This is a genomic window from Cohnella rhizoplanae (assembly GCF_948329515.1).
Classification (GTDB): Bacteria; Bacillota; Bacilli; order Paenibacillales; family Paenibacillaceae; genus Cohnella; species Cohnella rhizoplanae.
Map to the genome: position 1 here is coordinate 56,188 of NZ_CAOJCN010000005.1, position 20,460 is coordinate 76,647.

The following is a 20,460-nucleotide window of genomic DNA, read 5'->3' on the forward strand; positions in this document are numbered from 1 at the left end:
AGCCGGCGAGCGAGAAGTGTGTTATTCAGACGGCGGCAGTGGAGGCGGAGGCGGGGGCGCGAGCGTGCTATAATCCACCGCGTTCGATTCCCCCTTATTGTATCCGCCAATGACGATCAGCTGGAGCTGATAATCGACGCCGGCAGCGAGGTTTTTAACCCATACGCGGCCTTCGCCCCATTCGAGGTTCCCGTCGGACCATCTGGTGACGTTATTGCCTTTGATGACATACACCCACAATTGATTGCTGTCCAGCGGTTCGGTAAAGGTAAGGTGCACTTGGGTCTCGTCGTTGTCACCGGTCGGATCGATCGCCAGATCGTCGATCTGCCCGAGCGAATCGTAGGCGACATGAATGTCTTCGGGCACCAGTTCGAACAGTGCGTCCTCTTCCTCCGGAGCGGAGGCGTCGGCTACCCAAGCTTTGAGCTTCAAGTCCCGGTCTATCGTGGAGGTGCCGATATCGACGGAATACGTAATATCGAACGCCGCCTCATGCGGCAGCGAATAAGGCTCCTCCGGATAATGCCCGATAAAGCGATCCGTGCCTTCGACGCGCTCCAGTTCGAACCAGTCGTTGACCGGCCCGTACCAATAATAGACTTCCACTGTGTCGCCATCGTAGTTCGGAAGCGTCAACTCGATTCCGTTAACGGCATTATAAAGATCAAGTCCGGTGTTTTCGACATGAACCTGCACTCTGAGCTCGCCGTCGAACTTATAATATTGGCGGAAATTGGTGCTGAGGCTTACGTCGGCAGAGAGCGTGAATTGAATCGACGTTTCGCCGCCCTCGTTATTCGTGGCCACGAGCACATAGACGCCGGTTTCGGACAATTCGTCTCCGAATTGATAGCCGACGACCGGAACGCCGTCTTTGGTCAGCGAGTAGGATTCTGCCGTCTCTCCTTCGCCGAGCTCCGGCGTCACGGCTGCCGTGTAAACTTGGCCGTCATCTACGCCGATAATGGCTGGTCCAGGAGTGGGGCTTGGTTCCGCGCTCGGCGACGGGCTTGGCTCCGTGCTTGGCGACGGGCTTGGCTCCGTGCTCGGCGACGGGCTTGGCTCCGTGCTTGGCGACGGGCTCGGCTCCGTGCTTGGCGAAGGGCTTGGTTCCGCGCTTGGCGACGGACTCGGCGACGGGCTAGCGCTGGGTTCAGCCGAAGGCGTCGAGCTCGGCGATGGTGTAACGCTCGGTGCAGGCGTCGGCGTCGCGCTACCGCCGGAGGACGACCCGCCGGAGGCAGACTCGCCGGCGAGCAGCACGCCCGCCTCGCGCTCTAAGCTGCCCGGCGCTTGCTCGAACGAAGAGCCGGATACATAGAGGCGCGCTAGGGCGATCTTGCCCGTGCCGGTTACCTGAATGATCGCGTAGGCGAAGAGGCTGCCTACGGACGAACCGGACGGCACGATGAGCAGGCCAACCGTGCGAAACTCAAGCTTGGCGATGTTCGTCGTCCCCTCGAGCACGAGACGCAGCTTGCCGCCCGGCTTGTTGACGACGACTTGGCCGAGCACGGCGTTCGACAGATGCACGCTGCGCTCGCCGCCGCCGGCCAAGGTCAGCGTCCCGCCAACGGTGACGCCCTCGAGCGTCGCGTCGCCTTCGCCTACCTCCGCGCCGATCGTCAAGTCGCCGCGAACGGCCGTATTGCGCAGAGTCACGCCCGGCGCCTTGATCACCACGCTGCCGGCAATTTCCTGCGTGCCTTCGGCGGGACCATATATACCGGCCTTGTCGTACACGGTCGTGCGCGACCGCTCATGCAGCGCCCATGCCTTGTCCAGCGCGACGACGGCTTCGGCCCGCGTCATCGCGCGCGCCGGGCGGAACGTGCCGTCCGGATAGCCGCCCAGCAGCTTCGAATACACCGCTGCGCCTACGGACGGCTTGCTCCACGACCGGAGCTCCACTGCATCCGAGAACGAGGACTCCGCGCCACCGGCTTCGGTCAGTCCGTTCAATTTCGCCAGCATTACGGCAGCTTCCTCCCGCGTGACGCTCCGGGTCGGACGGATCGTCCCGTCCGGATAACCCGTCAGAATACCCGCCTCCGCCGCGGCATCGATCGCGCCCGCGTACCAGCTGCCGTCGCGAACGTCGCTAAAATTTGCAGTCGCATCGCCAGCTTGCAGCCCGAAAGCTCTGACCGCCAGCGTGGCGAATTCCGCCCGCGTGACCGGCTGGTCCGGCTGAAGCTCTCCGCCGTTGCCTCCCGCGAGCCATCCTTTGCCGACCCATGCGTTCAGCGTCTCCTGCGCCCAGTGCTCCTCCGGCGCCGCGGCCGAGACCGCGCCTCCCCAGCCGGTACCGATCATCGATAACGCGACGGCGCACGCCGCGAATCTAACCCCTTGTCCCCATGCCATCCGCTATTCTCCCTCTCCTTCAGAGCTTCATCTAGATGCTTATCCTATCAGGAGAGGGGCGGCGAATCGATTTACTTTCGTTAACTTTCGACAGCTTCTGCCAAAAGGGAATTGCCCCTTTCGTGCCGAATACCTTTTTGATACCAACTGACGCTTTAAAAATTGTCGAATCGAGGTAGTAAAATTGCCTTCCGATATCATACTGCGAACGAAAATTCGCATACCGCCCGTCCGCGGCGACGGCGTCATCCGGACGAGGCTGCTCGACCGGCTGGAAAAGGCCGTCCGCGGCAGACTCACTCAGCTCGTAGCGCCGGCCGGATTCGGCAAGACCACGCTGCTCGCCCAATTCCTGGCGGACCGGTCCGAACGGTCGGCCTGGCTCTCGCTCGACGACACCGATAACGACCCCGCCAAGTTCTGGCGATACTTCATCCATGCCCTGGGCGCCGCCATCCCCGAGCTTCCCGGGCGTGCTCTGCCGCTGCTGGACGCCTACCCCAACGTCTCGCGGGAGACGATGCTGGACATGCTGCTGCGCGAGATCGACGACCACGCCGAGCGGACCGGGCAGCGCCTGTCGATCGCGCTGGACGACTACCATGCCGTCCACGACGAAGGTATTCATGACAGCCTGTCCTACTTCATCGACCACTTGCCGGACAGCGCGCATCTGATCATCGCAAGCCGCCGGCAGGCCCCCGTCAAGGCATCGAAGTGGCATGCGCGCGGCCAGAGCAGCGAGATCACAGGCGGCGAATTGACGTTTACGGCCGAAGAAACCCGCCGATTCTGCGAGCATACGGCGCAGCTCAGCCTTACCTCCGAGCAGGTCGACCGGATCATGGCCTGGACGGAGGGGTGGGCGGCGATCGTTCAGATTGTGTCCGTGTCGCTCGAAGGGCGCGATCCTCGCTCCCTGGACCGGATGACGGGAGAGACGGCAGGCGATCGCGACAATATTATGGAATATCTGGCGGAGGAGGTGCTCTCGCAGCTGCCGGACGACCTCCGACGGTTCGTGCTGGACACCGCCGTGCCCGAGCGGTTCGATGCCGGCCTATGCGACGCGCTCACGGGCCGCGACGACGCCGTCCGCATGCTGGGAGACCTGCGCAGGCGCAATCTGTTCCTCGTACCGCTGGACGACGGCGGCGCCTGGTACAGATATCATCACATTTTCCGCGACTTTCTGCGGGAGCACCTGCTCCGCGAGGACCCCGAGCGCGCGAGTCGCCTCAGCCGAATCGCCGCCCTGCGCTTCAGCGAGCTCGGCCTGCACGAAGAGGCGATGGAACAGATCCTCGGAAGCGGCAACGACGAGCTGGCGGCCCAGCTGCTGCAACGCAGTCTGTTCGTGGTGCTCGGACGGGGCGAGTTCACGACGCTGCTGCGCTGGATGGGCGCGGTCTCCCCTGCGGCGCTGCCGGCCGAGCTGCATCTTCTCCGCACGTTCGCGCTCGTCGTCACGGGACAGTACGCTGCCGCGGAGGAAGCGCTGCTCGCGCTCGAGCGGGACATCCAGGCGCTGCCGGATGACGCCAGGCGCGGGGAATTGCAGAGCGGCTTGTTTTTCGTCAAGGTGAACTATGCATTTTCGACCGGCGATTACGACCAATGGCTGCGCTATGCCGACCGGATCCCCGACATGCTGCCGGAGAGCCCGCTTTTCTACAATTTGAATTACAACCGGAGCGAGCCGTTGGTGAGGCGCACGCTGTTCGGCCTGAACGGCGCGATCCCGCCGAATACGAACGTCATCGCGCTGCGGATGATCGATATCATGAACGCCCACGGCTGGAAGCAGTCGCTGTTCTCGCAGTACGTGCTGCAGTCCGTGGCGGAAGGCTACTACGAGTGGGACCGGCTTACGGAAGCCGAGCAGCTGCTCAGAGAGGTAGAGACGGTCGCTTACTTGAAACGGTGCGCCGGCCTGTACGTGCCCTGCAGAGTCACGATGGCGCGCGTGCTCCATGCGCGCGGACGCGGAGACGAAGCACGGGGCGTGCTTCAGGCGACGGCGGAGACGACCGGCGGGTGGGGCGAGCCGCGCTGGGAAATGCCGTTGGCCGCCTACGAAGCCCGCATCGCGCTGGCCGACGGCGATCTGGGCGGGGCCGAGAGACTGCTGAAGCGGACCGGCGTGGCCGCATCCGATACGCCCACGCTCTATCGGGAGACGGAATACATGACGCTCGCCCGGCTGCTCGGCGCGCGCCGCAAGGAAAAGGAAGCGCTGAGGCTGCTCGAAGGCCTCGCCGCGCTGGGCGCCCGCGAGCGCAGCCTGATCACGACGGTCGACGCCGCCGTGCTGCGGGCGCTGCTCGAGCGGCAGCGCGGTCGGCGGGACGCGGCGCTCGACCGGCTGCATGAGGCGCTGGCCGCAGGCGCCGTGAGCGGTTATGTGCGCAGCTTTATAGACGAGGGTAAACCGATTCTCGCGCTCCTCCAGGCATACCGCGCGCAGCGCCTCGGGTCTCAGGGTGCAGTTGAGCCGCAGGCAGGTTCGGGCGTCCAGGTGCCGGGCGTCTATGTGGATGGGCTCATCGCCCGGCTGGAGACCGAGCTTGAAGCGGCGGCAGCCGCAAGTGAAGGCGACATGGGCGGCGAGCGGCTGATCGAGCCGCTCACGGACAAGGAGCTCGCGCTGCTGCAAGAGCTGGACCGTGGCGCGCCCAACCGCGAGCTGGCGGCCAAGCTGCAGCTGACGGAGGGCACGGTCAAGGTGTACCTCAGCCGCGTCTACGCCAAGCTCGGCGTCTCCTCGCGCACCCAAGCGCTGAGCCGGGCGCGGGAGCTCGGCATGCTCGATTGAACGTACAGTAAAAACCGTCAGGCGCATGATCGCCCGACGGTTCTTTCGCGTGGTGCGCATCGCCTCTCCTAGTGCAGGCGATCCGCCTCGCGTACGCTCAGCCAGCCCCATCGGCTCTCCTAGTGCAGGCGATCCGCCTCGCATACGCTCAGCCAGCCCCATCGCCTCTCCTAGTGAAGGCGATCCGCCTCGCACACGCTCAGCCAGCCCCATCGCCTCTCCTAGTGAAGGCGATCCGCCTCGCGTGCGCTCACCCCGCCGACTCAACCCAGCTCAGGTATCCGCCTTTTTAAACGACAACCCCTGCTCCGCCAGCGCCTGCTCCAGCGTATCGATCCCCTTGCGGCCCATGCCGTGCAGCTTGAGGACATCCTCCGCGCGCCAGTTCGTAAGTTGCTCGAGACTTTCGATCCCTGCGCCGGCCAACGCCCGCAGCGAGGGCTTGGACATCCCTCTTGGCCAATCGCCAATCTGATTCACTTGGACGCCTCCTCGATCCATCGGTTAATGGTCAATCCGTATCGCTGAAGTCTCACGCCCGCCCACATCAGCAGCGAAGGCACGGCGAAGAACCAGAACGTCCCCTCCGGCCTCGGCGAGAAGCCGCAGATCGACGATAGGGCGAACGCATACATGTTGTATCCCAAAAAAATCATCCAGTGAAAGCCCATCATGCCGGGAAACGCCCAGAAATACAGCCCCATCGCCAAGCCGATCATGCTGGGCGCGCCGGCCGAGTACAGACTCCATGCACCGGATCTGATAGGTCTGAGCAGCTTGTAGCCCAAGACGACATATCCTGCGAACGATGCGGTCATGACGAGAGCGAGGGAAAACGCCGCCGGACTCGACAGGTAAAAGGGAATGGCGGCCATCGAAATGCCCAAGTGCAAGGCCAGGGAAAGCAAGAGATTGCGCAGCATAGCTTCGCCCCCTTCACCCATGAGACTCGTGCCCGACTGCTTTCATCTTAACTTGATTTACATTTTTCTTCCATACATAATCTTCGCGCGCCTTATTCCGACAATCGCATGGCAACCTCTTCTCGATGCGATTCGTCTAACTACTTGAAGGATAAACTACTACCACCATGAAGAAACGGAGATGAATCGTATGTCGACCACTTTAACCTCTAAATGGCTCAGCCTCCTGCTGGCCTCGTTCATACTCGCCGTGCCGCTGACCGCATGCGGCAGCACGCAGGCTGCCGACGGCGGCTCGCAAGCCACCGCCACTACCTCTCCCGCCGCTACCGCTTCGGCCTCGCCGACGTCGTCCGCGACCGGCGCAGGCGCAGCCTCGCCGTCCGCCATTCCGGCGCAGACGGCCTCGGCCGAGCCGACCGCCTCGCCATCCCCATCGCCGACCACGGTCGCATCGAACCCGCAAACCGTCGTCCTGGGCACGCCGACCGCGCTGCGAATGGCCGACTTCAAGCATGGCTGGGCAGGCGGCGCCGGCTGGATTGCCAGAACCGACGACGGCGGCAAGACCTGGAGGACGCAGTTCAAGCAAAAGTATGAAGTGCAGCAGATCTTCGCCCTGAACGAACAGAAGGCTTGGGCCACCCTCGATACCGGCGACGCCAAGTCCGTCAAGCTCGTGAAGACAACGGACGGCGGCAAGACCTGGAGCGAAGCCGGTCAAGCGCCGGGCCACGACTTCGTGCATTTTGTCAGCGACAAAGAAGCATTCAGCGGCCAATGGACGACGACCGACGGCGGCAAGACGTGGAAGGCGCTCCAGGTGCCTGAAGGCCAGGTGGGCGAAGTATACTTCCATGACCGGAACAACGGCTGGGCCGTGACGCAAGCGGCAGGCAAGAAGTTCAGCTTCCTGCGCACCAAGGACGGCGGGAAGTCCTGGCAGTCCGTCTACTCCAAGGCTTGGGAAGAACCGTTGAACGGAGCCGTCATCCGCTCGGCCGGCCAGAACGATGCATGGATCGAGCTTATCGGGGGTTCGGGCATGTCGCAAACCTCGTACTCGCTGTTCCACACGGCGGATGGCGGCAAGAGCTGGCAGCCCGTCGTCGCCAACAGTACGGCCGGCGCCGGACCCGCGCCCGGCTTCAAGACGGACGACAAGAGCGTGCCGTCCAACGCAGGCAGCAAGCCGGGCACCCTCTACGTCGTGGACACGAAGACGGCGTTCCTGGGCGGCCAATGCCCTGCGTGCGACAACGGAAACACCCTCGGCTACACGACGGACGGCGGCAAAACGTGGGTCAACGACAAGCCGCAGCTGCCGGGCTACGGCAAGCAGCTGATCGCGGCGGCGGATGCGAAGCATGTATGGTGGATCCTCACCGACGCCGATAACCCATCCGTCATGTACACGTCGACGGACAGCGGCGCGCACTGGACCAAGGCGCACTCGTTCGCGAAGCCGAATAGCGGCGCGGCAAAGTAATTTAAGGTGCGCAAAAAAGAAGCATCCCCGCTCGCGTTGACGAGCTGCGGGATGCTTCTTTTTTGCAACCCTTCATGCCGGCATTACCGGGCTTCGCATTCCTTCGGCTCCACAGGACCTGTCTCCTTGCGCGCTCTTCTCGAAGCGAGCAGCATCCCCGCGATTCCGAGCAGCACGCCGACGTTGATCGCGAGATCCGCCAGATTCATGATGCCTCTGCTGCCCGTCCATTCCAGAAAGTCCGTCACTCTCGCGAAGAGCAGGCGATCGATCGCGTTGCCGACGGCCCCGCCTGCGAAGAAGCCGGCGCCTGCGGCGAACCATGCGTTCTCGAGCTTGCCCCGGCGCTGCGCGTAGATCACCCAGGCGACAACGGCGATGGCCACCGGGATGAACAACCGGCCCCATCCTTCGAACGAGCCGCCTGCGGCACCCGTATTCTCGATATGCGTGAACTGCAGCACGCCAGGCCAGAAGGCCTGGGTCTCGTCGATCGGCAGCCAGCGCCGAACCGCGATCTTGGACAGCTGATCGACCGCGACGACGGCAGCTAGCACAAGATACACGACACGGGATTCAATTCGCCTCCGCCTCGAACCTTCGGAAATCTGCTCCGCTGTCATGGCGTACGCTTCAGCGGCTTGACGCTCGTCTTGCATGGCAATTCCTCCTCTATGCCTTTGATACGCGTGCCGGAAGCACTCCGTTGCGGCGAACCGACAGCCCGCGATAGTCATGCCCGATGGGCAAGGCTTCGGCGATCCGCTCCTTTAGCCGTGAGCGGCGAGGAGCAGCAGCCCCAGCATCGCGAGCGATAGCAGCGTCGAACGGACCGGCGGCCGCAACGAGGGCCTGTAGTGCGGGTCGAGCAGCAGCCGGATGCGGACGTTGACCGATGCGTCGGCGAACGATGCGCTCGCTGCGGGCCCCGCTGCCGCGCCGCCCTGACGAAGCAGCTTGAGCAGCGCGCTGCCCAGCGCCTTGGCGCTGCCGGAAGCCGCGATCGCGTGCCGGTCGGCCATCACCTCGATCGCCATGCGGTACTTATCCTCGGTCCAGCCTATCAGCGGAACGTACCACAGCGCCCTGCGCATCAGCGACAGCGCGAACAGGGCGAGCGGATCTCTGCGCAGCATATGATGCCGCTCGTGCGCGATGACGGCCGCGATCTCGGATGGATCGAGCAGCCGCAGGAGACCCGTCGACAGCACGATCCGGGGGCGCACGAAGCCGATGGTCATCGCGACGGGCGCTTCATCCCGGATCACCGTCAACTCTCGCTCGCCGAAGCCGAACCTGCGCGCATACCTGCGGGTACCGCGCCGGTCGGCCGCGTATCGAAGCATACGGCCGAACCGCCGGGAGAAGCCCGCTTCGCGGATCGCGAACCGCAGACATACGGCGAGCGTGGACACGATGACCGCGCTCATCAAAGGAAGCGATATCGGAAAACCTAAGTAGCGGAACCCGGCGACGCAGTAGTCGAACAGCACGAATGGCATCCGTACGCAAAATACGACCTTCAGCACGAACATGGCCATCTGCGCCACGACGAACGCCGAAGCGGCCAATGAGGCGGCCAGCAGCCATCTCGAGCGGGCTTCCCACATGATTATCGTTCCTTTTTGTGTTGTTTAAGCTGCCGTTCCAGCTGCTCCAGCAGATCGGGGTCGACCTGCTCCAGCGCATCGACCATATGCGCGACCGCGCGCGAGCCGAACTCCTGCACCAGCTCGAAGGTCAGCTCCTTGGACTGCGCTTCGAGAAATGCGTCCCGGGTAAGCACGGGTAAGTAGCGATGGGACTTGGATGCCGTCTTCTTGCTCAGGACCCCCTTGTCCACCAGCCGGTTCATCACGGTCATCACCGTGTTAAAGCTCATCGCCTTATCCTGGTTCAGCGCCTGCTGCACTTCTTTGATGGTCAGCTCGCCGGGAGCGTCCCACAGCGCGCTCATGATCCGGGCTTCCAGCGGGCCGAAAAACCGTTCAAGTCCGCTGCTGCCGTGAAACCTGAAATTTTGTAGCTTCATCGCCTACACATCCTTCACACTACGGATTATAGTTTTCCGGCGGCTTCCCAGTCAATGTTCGGAGCATTCCCCCTCGAAAGTCGCCGTTCCACGCAAAAAAGACTTCGCTCCGAGCCTGCCGGAATGAAGTCTGCCTTCGCTTTATCGTCGTTAGTCCGCTCTGCGGATAAAACGCAAATGCCACCGCAGGAACAAGAGACCGAGCACGTAGACCGGCAGCGAGTAATACCACTTCCAGCCCTTGTATTCCAGGTAACTGGTCTTGATCGACACCCACTCGAACACCAGCGCGAGAGCGGTGACGAGGATCAGGTATCCGATGAACCGCTTGGCGCCGTCCGGCATAAAGTTCAAGGCCAGTACGCCGGCCGTCGGCGGGAGCGCGATCTGCAGGATAAGGTCCGACGTCGAGATGTCAGGATTGATGAAGTCGTACAGGTCGAGCACCAATCCGCAAAAGAGATCCGTGTAGATCGTCAGGGAGATCATAACAAAATACGTAATATAGATTTCCCTTCCCGTAAGCCGCTTGGGCAAAAAAATCAATGCGGCGATGGCCACGACGGCGCTGGCGTAAGCAAGCAGATTCCCTGAATGCATCGGATCACCCTGTCCTCCGTAATTCGGTTTATTTCGTTTTGGCCAAGCCGAGCGCTCTGTGATCCCATAGGATGTCTGACGCGAGCGACGCTTGTTCTTCTTCGCAGGTGACGACCAGGATGACGTCCCCCCGCTTGCCCTTGAGGAGAGCGGTACGATTTCTGCGACGCGTCCGAAGATAGAGGAGCCCATTGATGGCCACGCCGAGCGTGAACCCGACCGCTCCCCCGATAATCCCCCAGATCACCGGCCCCCAAGTCCATACGAACCCTTTGCTTGCTCCGACCGTAGCGAACATGAAGGCGAGGACCATCCCTTTGTCCATAAAGGAGAAGCCATCCGCGCGGTGCAGGCTGTCCATCAGCCGCGGCTCCTCCTTGCGAAGGTCCAGCGGCACGGCATATATCGACGTTATGCCATGCGACTCCAGCTCGGTAATGGCGAGCTCGAGAAAGGTCGAGTAATCAAAGGTCGCGAAGATCTGCATCAATCCACTTTGCTCCCGATCGTCAGTTTGACGCCTGACGGCTGATAGTTCCGAATTAAGTGATTCTTGAGCGCGTGGTCGAAAAGCTTGTTGTTCTCGACGCAGCTGACGTACGCATCGTAAATCGTAAAAAAGTAAAAGGACGGCACATACAGCAGCCACTGTGCGTCCACTACCTTCGAAGCGGAACGCGCATCCCCGAGAATGAGGTCATGCACGGCGAGGATCAAGTGAGATTCGCGCACGAGCACGATGGTACTCATCAGGATAAAGACCGCCAGTACGATGCGATGGAGATACAGCTGTCCGACGCTGGGTATGCCCATCGACCAGATGGCCGCGACCCACGGCTTGCGCTTATCGAGATAATTCACCTCGAGCGCTCCGATGCTGAATTCGCTGAATATCGCGTTTTCCCGCCGGGCGAGCGCGTACACCTTGTTCATGTCCACCGCCGTCCGATAGCTGTCCCAGATCGCGAACATATAGACTGGAATGTAGAGGGACATGAACCGCGGGTCGAGAACGTCCCTGGCCGCTTGGAATTGACCGTTGAACGAATAAACGATGGCGAGATTCAGGTGGATTTTCTGATTGATGAAAACCTCCCATAATACCAGCGCGTACCCGCGAATGTACTTGTTCAGCAGCAGATGGCCGAAGCCCGGGAACGCCGTCGACCAGCAGGCGATCGTGAACGGATTGCGCTTGTGGATCTGCGTCGTACCGAACATGCTGACGTAAGCGAGATAGCGTTTGGCGCGAAAGGGATTGGAGAAATTGTTCATCGGTTCACTCCGCAGTCCGTGTCCGGCGTTAAGCAAAATACGCGATTCGGCTGAACCGCACGGTTGTAGATTGTCCCTGGGCCGGATAAATTATCCGATGCAAATCTTCTAGCGAAAATATGCATGGCGATCGAGCCAGGCTGATTTGTTAGTCGTTGGCGTTGACATACGACAAAGAGGCTGTCCTCCGGGTCATTTGCATAACCGAAGGAAAGCCTCTTTGTGCGCATAGCCTAGTGACCGGTCAAAAAAGAAAGTGCCCTTCCCGTGTTCCTTCGTTCCTTGAGGTTGCTGGTTACTTCAAGCCCAGCAGCTTGTAAATGACCTGCGCCGCCTGCGCCCGGGTCGCCTGACCCTTCGGCGCGAACGTGCCGTCCGCGAAGCCGTTGATCAGGCCGGCTTCGGCCAGTTCTTGCACCGCTTCGCGGGCATAGTCGGCGATCGAAGCCTGATCTTTGAAGGCTGCGGCCTGACCGGACGCAGACTGCGGACCCGCCGGCGCGAGCGCTCGGGACAGCATCACCGCCATATCCTCGCGCGTGATCGTATCGCCTGCGCCGAAGGTGCCGTCGGCTCTGCCCTTCACGATGCCGAGCTTGGCTCCCGTCGCGACCGCGCCGTAATACCAGGCATCCGTCGCCACATCATCGAACGACGCCGTTGCCTGCGCGTCCTTCAGATCAAGCGCTTCGAGCAGCAGCTGCAGGAACTCCGCCCGCGTCACCGCGCGGCCCGGCTCGAACTTGCCGGCTCCCGTGCCGCTGGCGATCTCCCGCGCCGCCAAAGCCTCGATCGCCTCCTGCGCCCATGCCGCACCGGCCAGGTCGCCGAACGTTACGTCCGCATAGCCGATCGCATAGCGGCTGAAATGCTGCGGTTTGAACGCGATCGTGCCCGCCGACGCATCGACTGCCGTCCGCTTGACCGGCGCAAGCGTACCGTCTTCCGCGATAGGGTACACGACGAGCTTGTGCGCCTGCTCGCCCGCCTTCGGCTTGTAATCCAACGTCACGCTTACCGCGCCGCCGTTCACGCCGAACGATGCCGGCTTCGCGCCGTCGACCGTCAGATTCAGCTCGTAGACCGGACGGTCGCCGATCTTGCTCTTCGCGTCAGCCGACAGCGAAGCCGCTTCGACTTTTGCGATCGTCAGCGTCAACTGCTGCGCATTCGCTGCGAGCAGGCCCGCGTCCGTCCGCACGACGATCGTCGCGCCGTTCGCGGTGACTGCGATCTCGCCGACGCCGCTCGCCGCGGCTGCGCTCAGAATATCCTGCAGCGGCAGTCGGACCGTCGCCGTGCCCGCGATGGATGCCGCGCCCGTTTCGATCGCGATCTGCAGCCTGCCGTCCTTCGCGCCTGCCACCGCCTTTTTCACATCGTCCGCGCTCAAGGTAACCGCGATGTTGCCCTGCGCGTCCGGCGTCGCCTTTACGGCGACCTTGCCATCGGACACGACTGTGCCGGCATTGCCCGCCGGCGGCGTCGCCGTGCCCGGATTGCCCGTATCCGGATTGCCCGTGCCCGGGTCGACCGGCGGCTCCTGCACGCTATTGTCCCGCGTCGCGAAGCGCGGCAAGCCTTCGATGCCGATGCTGTTCCGATAGAAGGCCTCCATCGCGTCCTTGGTGTTGTAGTTCCAGGTGCGGATGCCCCACGGCATCGCCAGCGTCCAGTCCGGCTGCGCCGCCTGCTCCTCCTGCGTCGGGAAGACGAACGTCTCGCCGATGATCATCGGCTTGCCGTCGGCCGCCGCGATGCGCTTGGCCTGCTCGTAGTGACGCTGCTGGTATCCGAGCGGATCGTAGAAGTCCACCGACAGGATATCGTAGTAGTCCTTGCCCGGATTGAAGCTGTTCCAGTCGTTCGCGTCATACTCGGCCAGACCGCCGTCCAGACCTTCGTAACGGTCGAACTTGGCGTCGCCGTCGGCATAGCCGTAGTTGTCCGGCAGGTCCTGGATATTCCACACCCAGATAATATTGGTGAGACCCTTTTCCTTTTCCATGTAATCGTGGAACATCCGGTACAGCGCCGCGCTCCCTTCTGGTCCCGGGCGTCCGCCCCACCAGAAGACGTGCTGGTTCATCTCGTGGAACGGCCGCAGCATGACGGTCACGCCCGCGTCCTCGAGCTGCTGCAGGAACTTCGCGTATTCGTCCATCCGCAGCTTCCAGTTGGCGTTGAGCTCGGTGCCGTCGGTCAGCAGATCCTTCCATTGATCGTTGTAAAGATAGCTGAAGATGCGGTTCGGACTCGGCAGCGTCTCCGGCGCCGTGTCTCCGCCCCAGCCGCCTTCCGCCTCTTGGGCGACCGTGTACTGCGGCGGCGAGACGTGGAACATGATCTGCACGAGACTTCCGTTCGTCCACTGGCGCTTGATCTCGTCGATCATGTTCTGCCGGTACGGCACCGTGCCTCCCGTCAGGAAGTCCGCGCTGTACAGCGCCGGATACACGCCGAATTCGTTGGCCACGCGCTGATGCAGCACGTCATTGGCCGCCGGGTTTGAGTAAGACTGATCGTGGTGCATCGCGGACAGCATGCCGTGCCCGGTGAGCTGCTTCAAGTAATCGACCACGTCGACGGCCGGCGCCAGATGGCCCACCGCGACGCTCAGCTCGGCATTGACGTCGATCGTGAACGTCGTGCCGTCCTGGTACAGCTTTACCTGCTTCAGCGTGATATTCGTATGCCCTTCCTTCAGGAAGTCGCCCTTCGGCACGAAGCGATCGAAGTTCGGCAATACCGACGCGTCCGAGGATTCATAAGTAGCCTGGACGATCTTCGCGCCCGCCGGGAGCGTCGCATGCTCGTTCAGCAGCGAGATCAGGTTGCCGACGCCGTCGGCCTGAAGCTCCGTCTGCGCGAACGAGATCTCAGGCAGCACCGGCTTCTCGCCGAACACCAGCTGAATCTCATCCAATATCAGGGCACCTCCCGTAGCGTTGCCCACCTTGTTCACGTACAGCGCGAACGAGGCGACGCCCTTCGTGTTTAGCGTACCGCTGCCTTCCTTGCGCTTGAACTCGCCGATCGGGATGACGAGATGCTGCGGCGCTGTCGACGTCTTGTCGAATCCTGCGACGTTGTTCAGATGCGCTTCGTACGAAGCGCCGTCCGACAGCTGCAGCAGGATGTCCTGTCCCTTGCCGTCCGTCTGCACCCGCAGCTCGACCGCCTCGAGGCCCGGCCAGTAGCCGTTCACCGTGCGCGAGCGGCCGGAGTAGCCGTTCGTCAGATCGTACTCGAAATTCATCGCGTTGCCCAGACCTTCGCCGAACGGCGACGGCACGAGCGTCAGCGTGTTGTTGCCGCCGTTCGTATTGCGTCCATAGACGCCGGAGAGCTGCGCGCTGTCCGCATAAGCCGAGAAGTCGTCGAGCGCAACCTTGTACTTGCCTGGATCGACAGGCCCGCCGCCGTCCAGCGACTGCGCGAACAGCCAGTCGAACGGCTTCGCGCCGTACTTGGCGTCGGAGGCGTTGTCCAACACCGGCACCCACGATTGATGCCCGTCATAGGTGACGCCGTCGTACACGACATCCGCGAACTCGGTATAACGGATGTTCCCGCCCAGCGCGGTGAGCGCCTCGCTCGCGGCACGGCTGTTCGATACGCCTATGGTTGTATCGCTGGCCGCATGGAACAGCCAGATCGGCACGTCCTTCAGCTTTTCATAATCGGCCGTCTTCAGGTCGAGATTGCCCGGCACGGTCGTCGTGCTGGCGATCGCGATCGCCCCGGCGTACAGCTTGGGCTCCTGCAGCAGCAGCTTCCAGGTGCGCGTGCCGCCGGCCGATGCGCCGACGAGGTACACCCGCGACGGATCGATCCGGCTGTCGTCCGCCAGCAGCTTTTTCACGAGCGCGGTGACGCCGTCTACGATGTCGTCCGCCGCCCCGTGCGCCGCGCTGAACTGCGGCGCCAGCACGTACATGCCGCCGTACGCGGCCTGTGCGGCAGGCTCCGCGAACGCAGTCGCGCCCTTGCTCGAGAGCATCGGCAGCAGACCTTCGCTGCCCCGCTCGCCGTTGCCGTGCAGCCAGAGCACGAGCGGATACTTTTGCCCGGCCTGCTTGTTCTTAGGCACGAACAGATTGTACGCATGCTCGCCGTTCGCGTCGGCATACGTGCCCTGCTCGAAGTCGTCGACGATCAGGTTCGTCTGCTTGCCCTGGACGTACTTGGCGCCCAGCGGCAGACGGGAACCGATCGCGGTCTTCTGCTTGACCGCGTAACCCAGATTGAGCAGCGTCGTCTGCCTCGCCGCCCCGTCCCAGGAGGTCGTCGCCGCTTCCGGCAGGTCCTTGCCGGTCTTGAATTCTAGCACGACGTAACGTCCCGCGGACGTACCCGCGCCGTCGATCTTGCCCGTGTCGTTGACGTAGGCATTCGTGGTCGTGCGGAGGCCTTCGTAAGCGACCGCGCCCGTGCCCGTCGCGTTGCGGACGGACACTTCGAAGGTGTTCTTGCCAATGTCCGACGCGTTCACCTTGGCGCCCATGTCGATGACGAGTCCCTTGACGTTCTGGCCCCAATCGTAGACTTCGGTCACCAGATCGTAGTTATAGGTTTGCGTCTCGACGCCGCCGCCGCCCTTCAGCGTGGAGGCGAATACCGGCGTATCGAGCAGAGACACCGTGTTCTTGTAAAAAGTACGCAGCGCATCGTCGGTGTTGTACACCCAGGCGTCGTCCGCCCAAGGCATCATCATCGCGTAGTCCTTGTACTTCGCCAGTCCCGCCGTGTCGAGCAGCTTGAAGCTCTCGCCGATGCCGATCGGCTTCGGCCCTTCGGCGCCGCCCGCGTCCGCCGCGAACTGCTTCATCTGGGCGTAGTAGTCGTCGCCCTTGCTGCCGAGGCCGTTGGTGTAGGCGTCCAGCGTCAGGATGTCCCAGTAGTCGTTGCCCGGATTGTAGTCCTGCCAGTTCATCCGGTTGTCGAAGTCCTGCATGTTCCACATCCAGATCATGTTGTCCAGACCTTTGACGTTCACCAGGTAGTCCTTGGTCAGGCGGTAGAGCGCGGCCGTATTCTGCGGCACGCCGGCCCACCAGAAGGCATGCTGGTTCATCTCGTGGAAAGGACGGACCATCGGCACGACGCCGGAGTCCTCCAGCTGCTGCAGGTACTTGGCGTACTCGTCGAGACGCAGCTTCCAGTTGGCGTTCAGGTCGCCGCCGTCCGTGAGCAGGCTGGTCCATTGCTCCGGCGTAAGGTCGGTCTGCACCGCGTTCGCGCTGCCGGACCAGTCCGCGCCCAGCTTCTCCTCCTCGACCGTCCGGGTCGCGGACGGGACGTGGAACATGATGTTGATGAGCGCGCCGTCATTCCACTGGCGGATCGCTTCATCGATCATCCGCTGCCGGTTCGCGACGTCGTCCTTGAGGAACAGGAAGTCCCCGCTCCAGATGGCCGGTGTGACGCCGGTCGTCTCCATGATGCGGTCGGTCGTGATGCGCGGCCGCTCGTTCGGCTCTTTGTTGTGCATCGCCGACAGCGTGCCGTTGCCGGTCAGTGCCTTGAGGTATGCGAGCACGTTCACCGGCTCGGCGAGATCGCCGACGTCGATCGCGACCGTGCGGTTCACGTCGATATAATGCTGCTTGTTGCCTGCATACACGGTTACCTGCTTGATCGTGACCTCGACCGTGCCAGACTTGCGGAAGATCCCCTTGGAGGAGAACAGCCCCTCGTTCTTCAGGATCTCGTCGTCGCTGCTGTCGTACAGCACCTGGAAGAGGTACGGCGTGGCGCCCGTCGTTCCCGCGCCCAGCGCGGCGATCGTCGTGTTGGCCTTGAGCAGCTTCATCAGCGTGTCGCTGCCGGTCGCCTGCCAGGCGTCGCTCTTGAAGTCGATCTTGAAGCTCGGCGCTTCCTTGGCCGGCGCGAGCTTGGAATATGAGATGCTATCGATCGTCAGCGTACCGCCGCGGTTCTCCCCGCCGAGCTTCTTGACGTAGAAGCCTAGGCCGAGCAGCTTGGACGGGTCGAAGGTCGTGCCCGCGGTCAGCGGCTTGAACGCTTCGATCGGAATCTCGAGATACTGCGGCGTCTTGGCGGTGGCGCTGTAGCCGCGCAGGTCGAGCAGATCGAACTCGAACCAGCGGTCCGGCGCGCCGGAAGCGAGACGGATCAGCACGGTCTGGCCGCTGTTGCCGTTGCCCTGGAACCACAGCTTGATCGTCTTGGCGCCCGTGATGTCGAGGTCGAGCGCGCGGGAAGTCCCCGTGTAACCGTCCGGCCCGTTCGTGTTATAGGTCATCGCGAGCGCCTGCTTGCCGCTGCCGCCGAGCGGGGAAGCCTGAAGCGCGACGGAATTGGCGCCTCCAGTGACGTCCCTCGTGTAGGCCGCTGCCAGCGCGGCGCTGTCCGCATAGCCCTCGAAGTCGTCGATGGCGATCGTGCCGACCCTGCGCGTCTGGAAGGCCGGCGTGTCCTGGAGCGTCAGATTCGACTGATAGAACGTCTTGATCTTTTGCGCCGAGTTGTAGTCGAACGTATCGCCAGCCCACGGCATCGCGAACACCCAGTTCGGCTGCGCCGCGAGCTCTTCCTGCGTCGGCAGCACCCAGCACTCGCCGATGGCCATCGGCTTGTCGCCGGCGATCGCTACCGCCTGGTCGTAGTTGGCCTGCGTGTAGCCCTTGGAATCATATACATCCAGCGCGAACACGTCCCAATATTCTTCGCCCGGATTGAAGGAAGACCAGTCCGCGGCATCGTAGCCGTAGCTGTCGCCGTAGTTCTCGGGCAGATCCTGCACGTCCCACACCCAGATCAGATTATCCAGTCCCTTGACGTCGACGAGGTAGTCGTGCGTCAGCCGGTACAGTTCCTTCGTATGCTCGGGATTGCCCGCCCACCAGAACACATGCTGGTTCATCTCGTGGAAAGGACGGAACATCGCGGTCACGCCCGCCTGCTTGAGCTGGATCAGGTACCGGTAATATTCGTCGAGGCGTTTCTTCCAGTTGTCGTTCAGCTCGCCGCCGTCGGTCAGCAGACTGTCCCATTGCGCTTCGCTGAGGTATGCCTGCACGCCGTTCTGATCGGCGGTCGCCGTACGGTCGTCCCAAGTGGCGCCTGCCTTTTCCTGCTCGACCGTGCGGTTCGGCGGCGCTACGTGCAGCATGATATTGACGAGCGCGCCGTCGTTCCATTGGCGGATCGCTTCATTAATCATCGTCTGCCGCGCGTTCACGTCCCGCGCCTGGTACAGGAAGTCGCCGCTCCAGATCGCGGGCGTCTCGCCCGTCGCGGCGAGCAGCCGGTCGGTCGTCTCGCGCGGGTTCGTGTTCGGCTCCTTGTTGTGCATGGCCGTCAGCACGCCTTGGCCTCGCAGCCCCTTCAGGTAATCGAGCACGTCGACGGCCGGTTCCAGATTCGAGACCTCGATCGTGAGCTCGCCGGTCACCGCGATCTCCTTGACCGAACCGTTAATCTCGGCCTGCACGGACTGCAGCTTGACGCGCACGGAGCCGGGCTGGCGGAACAGTCCTTTGTAGACATAACCGTTGACGTTGGCCAGAATCTCGGGCTTGCTGCTCTCGTACTTGACGCCCACGATGCGCCCGTCGTCGGATACGGTCGCGGCGGCGTTCAGCACGGACAGCAGGTTGTCGCTGCCTTGGGCGGTCAGGCTGGTCTCGTCAAACTTGACCTCGCCGCCGCCCGCCTGCTCCGAGCCGCTCGGCACGAGGCGGACGATGTTGTCCATCGTGAGGCTCGAGGACGCCGCGATGCCGGAGCCGGTCTTGTTGACGTAGAGCGCGATGCCCTTCATCTGATCCGGCGCGAGCGTCATGCCGCTCGCCTTGGGCGTGAACAGGGCGATCGGGACGATCAGGTGCTGCGTCGCGGTCGATGTCGGGTCGAAGCCCGGCACATTGTTCAGATGGGCCTCCATCGAGGAGCTGGCGCCACTCGTAAGCTGGAGCAGGATGTCCTGCCCGAGCCCGTCGCCCGTGAAGTCGAGCGCGACGGCGCCGGTGCCCGTCCAGTCCTGGCCTGCCAGCGACTTGACCGCGCCGGTGTAGCCCTTGCTGTTGAACGACGCGGCATCATACGCGAAGGTCATCGCCTTGCCGGCGCCTTGGGCCGCCAGCGTGCGGGCGTTAGTGCCGCCGCTCGCGTTGGGCGCCCATGCCGCGGCGAGCGCGGCGTCGTCGGCGTAGCCGTCGAAGCTGTCGACGGCGAGCGCCTTGGCGAAGATGAGCTTCGCTTCGTCGAGCGTGACGCTGCCCTGACCCGAGCCGCCCATGTACATGGCGAAGGAGACGACGCTGTCCGTGCTCGGGATCGGCGCGGTGCCGCCCTTGACCGTGAACTCGGCGATCGGGATGACCAGATGCTGCGGCTCGGCGCTGTTCGGGTCGAATCCGGCATGCTTCTTCAGGTCGGCCTCATAGGAGGTGCCCGGCCAGGCTTCGCCGATGTTGAGCTGCAGGATCGGGTTCGGAATGGCCGTGTCCGCCTGCACCGTCAGCTCGATCGCGGCCAGTCCCGGCCATGCGCCGTTCTGCGGCAGCGCGGCGCCGATATCGCGGCGCAGGATGACGCCGTTGTAGCCTTGCGCGAGATCGTAGTTGAATCGAAGCGCCTTGCCATACTCGGCGCCAAGCGGCGAATCGGGGAAGACGACCGAGCCGGACGTGCCCGGATTGCGGCTGTACTTGGCCGGGTCGGCGGCGTCGAAGTTGTCGAGGACGACTTTGAATTCGGGGCCGAGCAGTCCGAGATTGCTCTGCGGGTAGGCGGCGGCGATAACGGACATCGAGGTAGCGGTAATTCCCGCTGCGTCAGCCAGGCCCTCGCCTTCTGCCGCGGCCCTCGCCGTCAACGGACTCGAGAATAAAGGAGTGATCATCATGACTGATAGCAGCATTGCCAATCCTGAGCGAAGTCTCTTTTTACTTGGCAATTCCATTTGCCTCCTTCGAGATATGAGTTC

Annotated in this window: 12 protein-coding genes; 2 read left to right on the forward strand and 10 right to left on the reverse strand. The window is 62.9% G+C overall.

Annotation, left to right across the window (positions count from 1 at the left end):
* Positions 1-21: 21 nt before the first annotated feature.
* Positions 22-2,370, reverse strand: coding sequence for an S-layer homology domain-containing protein (locus PQG80_RS10405; RefSeq protein WP_271751245.1), 2,349 nt, complete (start codon positions 2,368-2,370; stop codon positions 22-24).
* A gap of 184 nt (positions 2,371-2,554) precedes the next feature.
* On the opposite strand from PQG80_RS10405, the gene PQG80_RS10410 reads away from it, so the two are divergent.
* The gene (locus PQG80_RS10410) at positions 2,555-5,185 is read left to right on the forward strand and encodes a winged helix-turn-helix domain-containing protein (RefSeq protein WP_271751246.1); all 2,631 of its coding nucleotides are present in this window, start codon (positions 2,555-2,557) and stop codon (positions 5,183-5,185) included.
* A gap of 273 nt (positions 5,186-5,458) precedes the next feature.
* Here the strand turns inward: PQG80_RS10410 and PQG80_RS10415 are convergent, their stop codons facing one another.
* The gene (locus tag PQG80_RS10415) at positions 5,459-5,665 is read right to left on the reverse strand and encodes a helix-hairpin-helix domain-containing protein (RefSeq protein ID WP_271751247.1); all 207 of its coding nucleotides are present in this window, start codon (positions 5,663-5,665) and stop codon (positions 5,459-5,461) included.
* A complete protein-coding gene (locus tag PQG80_RS10420) occupies positions 5,662-6,108 on the reverse strand; it encodes a hypothetical protein (RefSeq protein WP_271751248.1) in 447 nt (148 codons plus the stop codon). Before PQG80_RS10420 ends, PQG80_RS10415 begins: the two co-directional genes overlap by 4 nt.
* A 190-nt stretch (positions 6,109-6,298) precedes the next feature.
* Between PQG80_RS10420 and PQG80_RS10425 the strand changes: the two genes are divergently transcribed.
* A complete protein-coding gene (locus PQG80_RS10425) occupies positions 6,299-7,597 on the forward strand; it encodes a WD40/YVTN/BNR-like repeat-containing protein (protein WP_271751249.1) in 1,299 nt (432 codons plus the stop codon).
* 83 nt (positions 7,598-7,680) lie between these two features.
* Here PQG80_RS10425 and lspA read toward each other — a convergent pair whose 3' ends face one another.
* The 7 genes from lspA to PQG80_RS10460 all read right to left on the reverse strand — a co-directional run bounded on the left by lspA (position 7,681) and on the right by PQG80_RS10460 (position 20,394).
* Complete coding sequence (gene lspA / locus PQG80_RS10430) at positions 7,681-8,256, reverse strand: signal peptidase II (RefSeq protein ID WP_271751250.1); 576 nt, start codon at positions 8,254-8,256, stop codon at positions 7,681-7,683.
* Between the two features lie 111 nt (positions 8,257-8,367).
* Positions 8,368-9,207 carry a M56 family metallopeptidase gene (locus tag PQG80_RS10435; protein WP_271751251.1) on the reverse strand — a complete coding sequence of 280 codons (840 nt, stop codon included), beginning with the start codon at positions 9,205-9,207 and terminating at the stop codon, positions 8,368-8,370.
* Between the two features lie 2 nt (positions 9,208-9,209).
* Positions 9,210-9,629 carry a BlaI/MecI/CopY family transcriptional regulator gene (locus tag PQG80_RS10440; protein WP_271751252.1) on the reverse strand — a complete coding sequence of 140 codons (420 nt, stop codon included), beginning with the start codon at positions 9,627-9,629 and terminating at the stop codon, positions 9,210-9,212.
* Between the two features lie 150 nt (positions 9,630-9,779).
* Positions 9,780-10,229, reverse strand: a complete 450-nt coding sequence (locus PQG80_RS10445; RefSeq protein ID WP_271751253.1) for a CBO0543 family protein — start codon at positions 10,227-10,229, stop codon at positions 9,780-9,782.
* A gap of 28 nt (positions 10,230-10,257) precedes the next feature.
* Positions 10,258-10,716 carry a hypothetical protein gene (locus tag PQG80_RS10450; protein ID WP_271751446.1) on the reverse strand — a complete coding sequence of 153 codons (459 nt, stop codon included), beginning with the start codon at positions 10,714-10,716 and terminating at the stop codon, positions 10,258-10,260.
* Positions 10,716-11,504: a hypothetical protein gene (locus PQG80_RS10455; protein WP_271751254.1), complete on the reverse strand. Its 789-nt coding sequence runs from the start codon at positions 11,502-11,504 to the stop codon at positions 10,716-10,718. The genes PQG80_RS10450 and PQG80_RS10455 overlap by 1 nt, the downstream gene beginning before the upstream one ends.
* Positions 11,505-11,799: 295 nt before the next feature.
* The gene (locus tag PQG80_RS10460; protein WP_271751447.1) at positions 11,800-20,394 is read right to left on the reverse strand and encodes a glycosyl hydrolase; all 8,595 of its coding nucleotides are present in this window, start codon (positions 20,392-20,394) and stop codon (positions 11,800-11,802) included.
* Positions 20,395-20,460: the final 66 nt, after the last annotated feature.

Coding starts and splice junctions, on each gene's coding strand:
- PQG80_RS10405 (WP_271751245.1), bottom strand. CDS start 2,370: ATGGCATGGGGACAAGGGGTTAGATTCGCGGCGTGCGCCGTCGCGTTA.
- PQG80_RS10420 (WP_271751248.1), bottom strand. CDS start 6,108: ATGCTGCGCAATCTCTTGCTTTCCCTGGCCTTGCACTTGGGCATTTCG.
- PQG80_RS10425 (WP_271751249.1), top strand. CDS start 6,299: ATGTCGACCACTTTAACCTCTAAATGGCTCAGCCTCCTGCTGGCCTCG.
- lspA (WP_271751250.1), bottom strand. CDS start 8,256: ATGCAAGACGAGCGTCAAGCCGCTGAAGCGTACGCCATGACAGCGGAG.
- PQG80_RS10435 (WP_271751251.1), bottom strand. CDS start 9,207: ATGTGGGAAGCCCGCTCGAGATGGCTGCTGGCCGCCTCATTGGCCGCT.
- PQG80_RS10440 (WP_271751252.1), bottom strand. CDS start 9,629: ATGAAGCTACAAAATTTCAGGTTTCACGGCAGCAGCGGACTTGAACGG.
- PQG80_RS10445 (WP_271751253.1), bottom strand. CDS start 10,229: ATGCATTCAGGGAATCTGCTTGCTTACGCCAGCGCCGTCGTGGCCATC.
- PQG80_RS10450 (WP_271751446.1), bottom strand. CDS start 10,716: ATGCAGATCTTCGCGACCTTTGATTACTCGACCTTTCTCGAGCTCGCC.
- PQG80_RS10455 (WP_271751254.1), bottom strand. CDS start 11,504: ATGAACAATTTCTCCAATCCCTTTCGCGCCAAACGCTATCTCGCTTAC.
- PQG80_RS10460 (WP_271751447.1), bottom strand. CDS start 20,394: ATGCTGCTATCAGTCATGATGATCACTCCTTTATTCTCGAGTCCGTTG.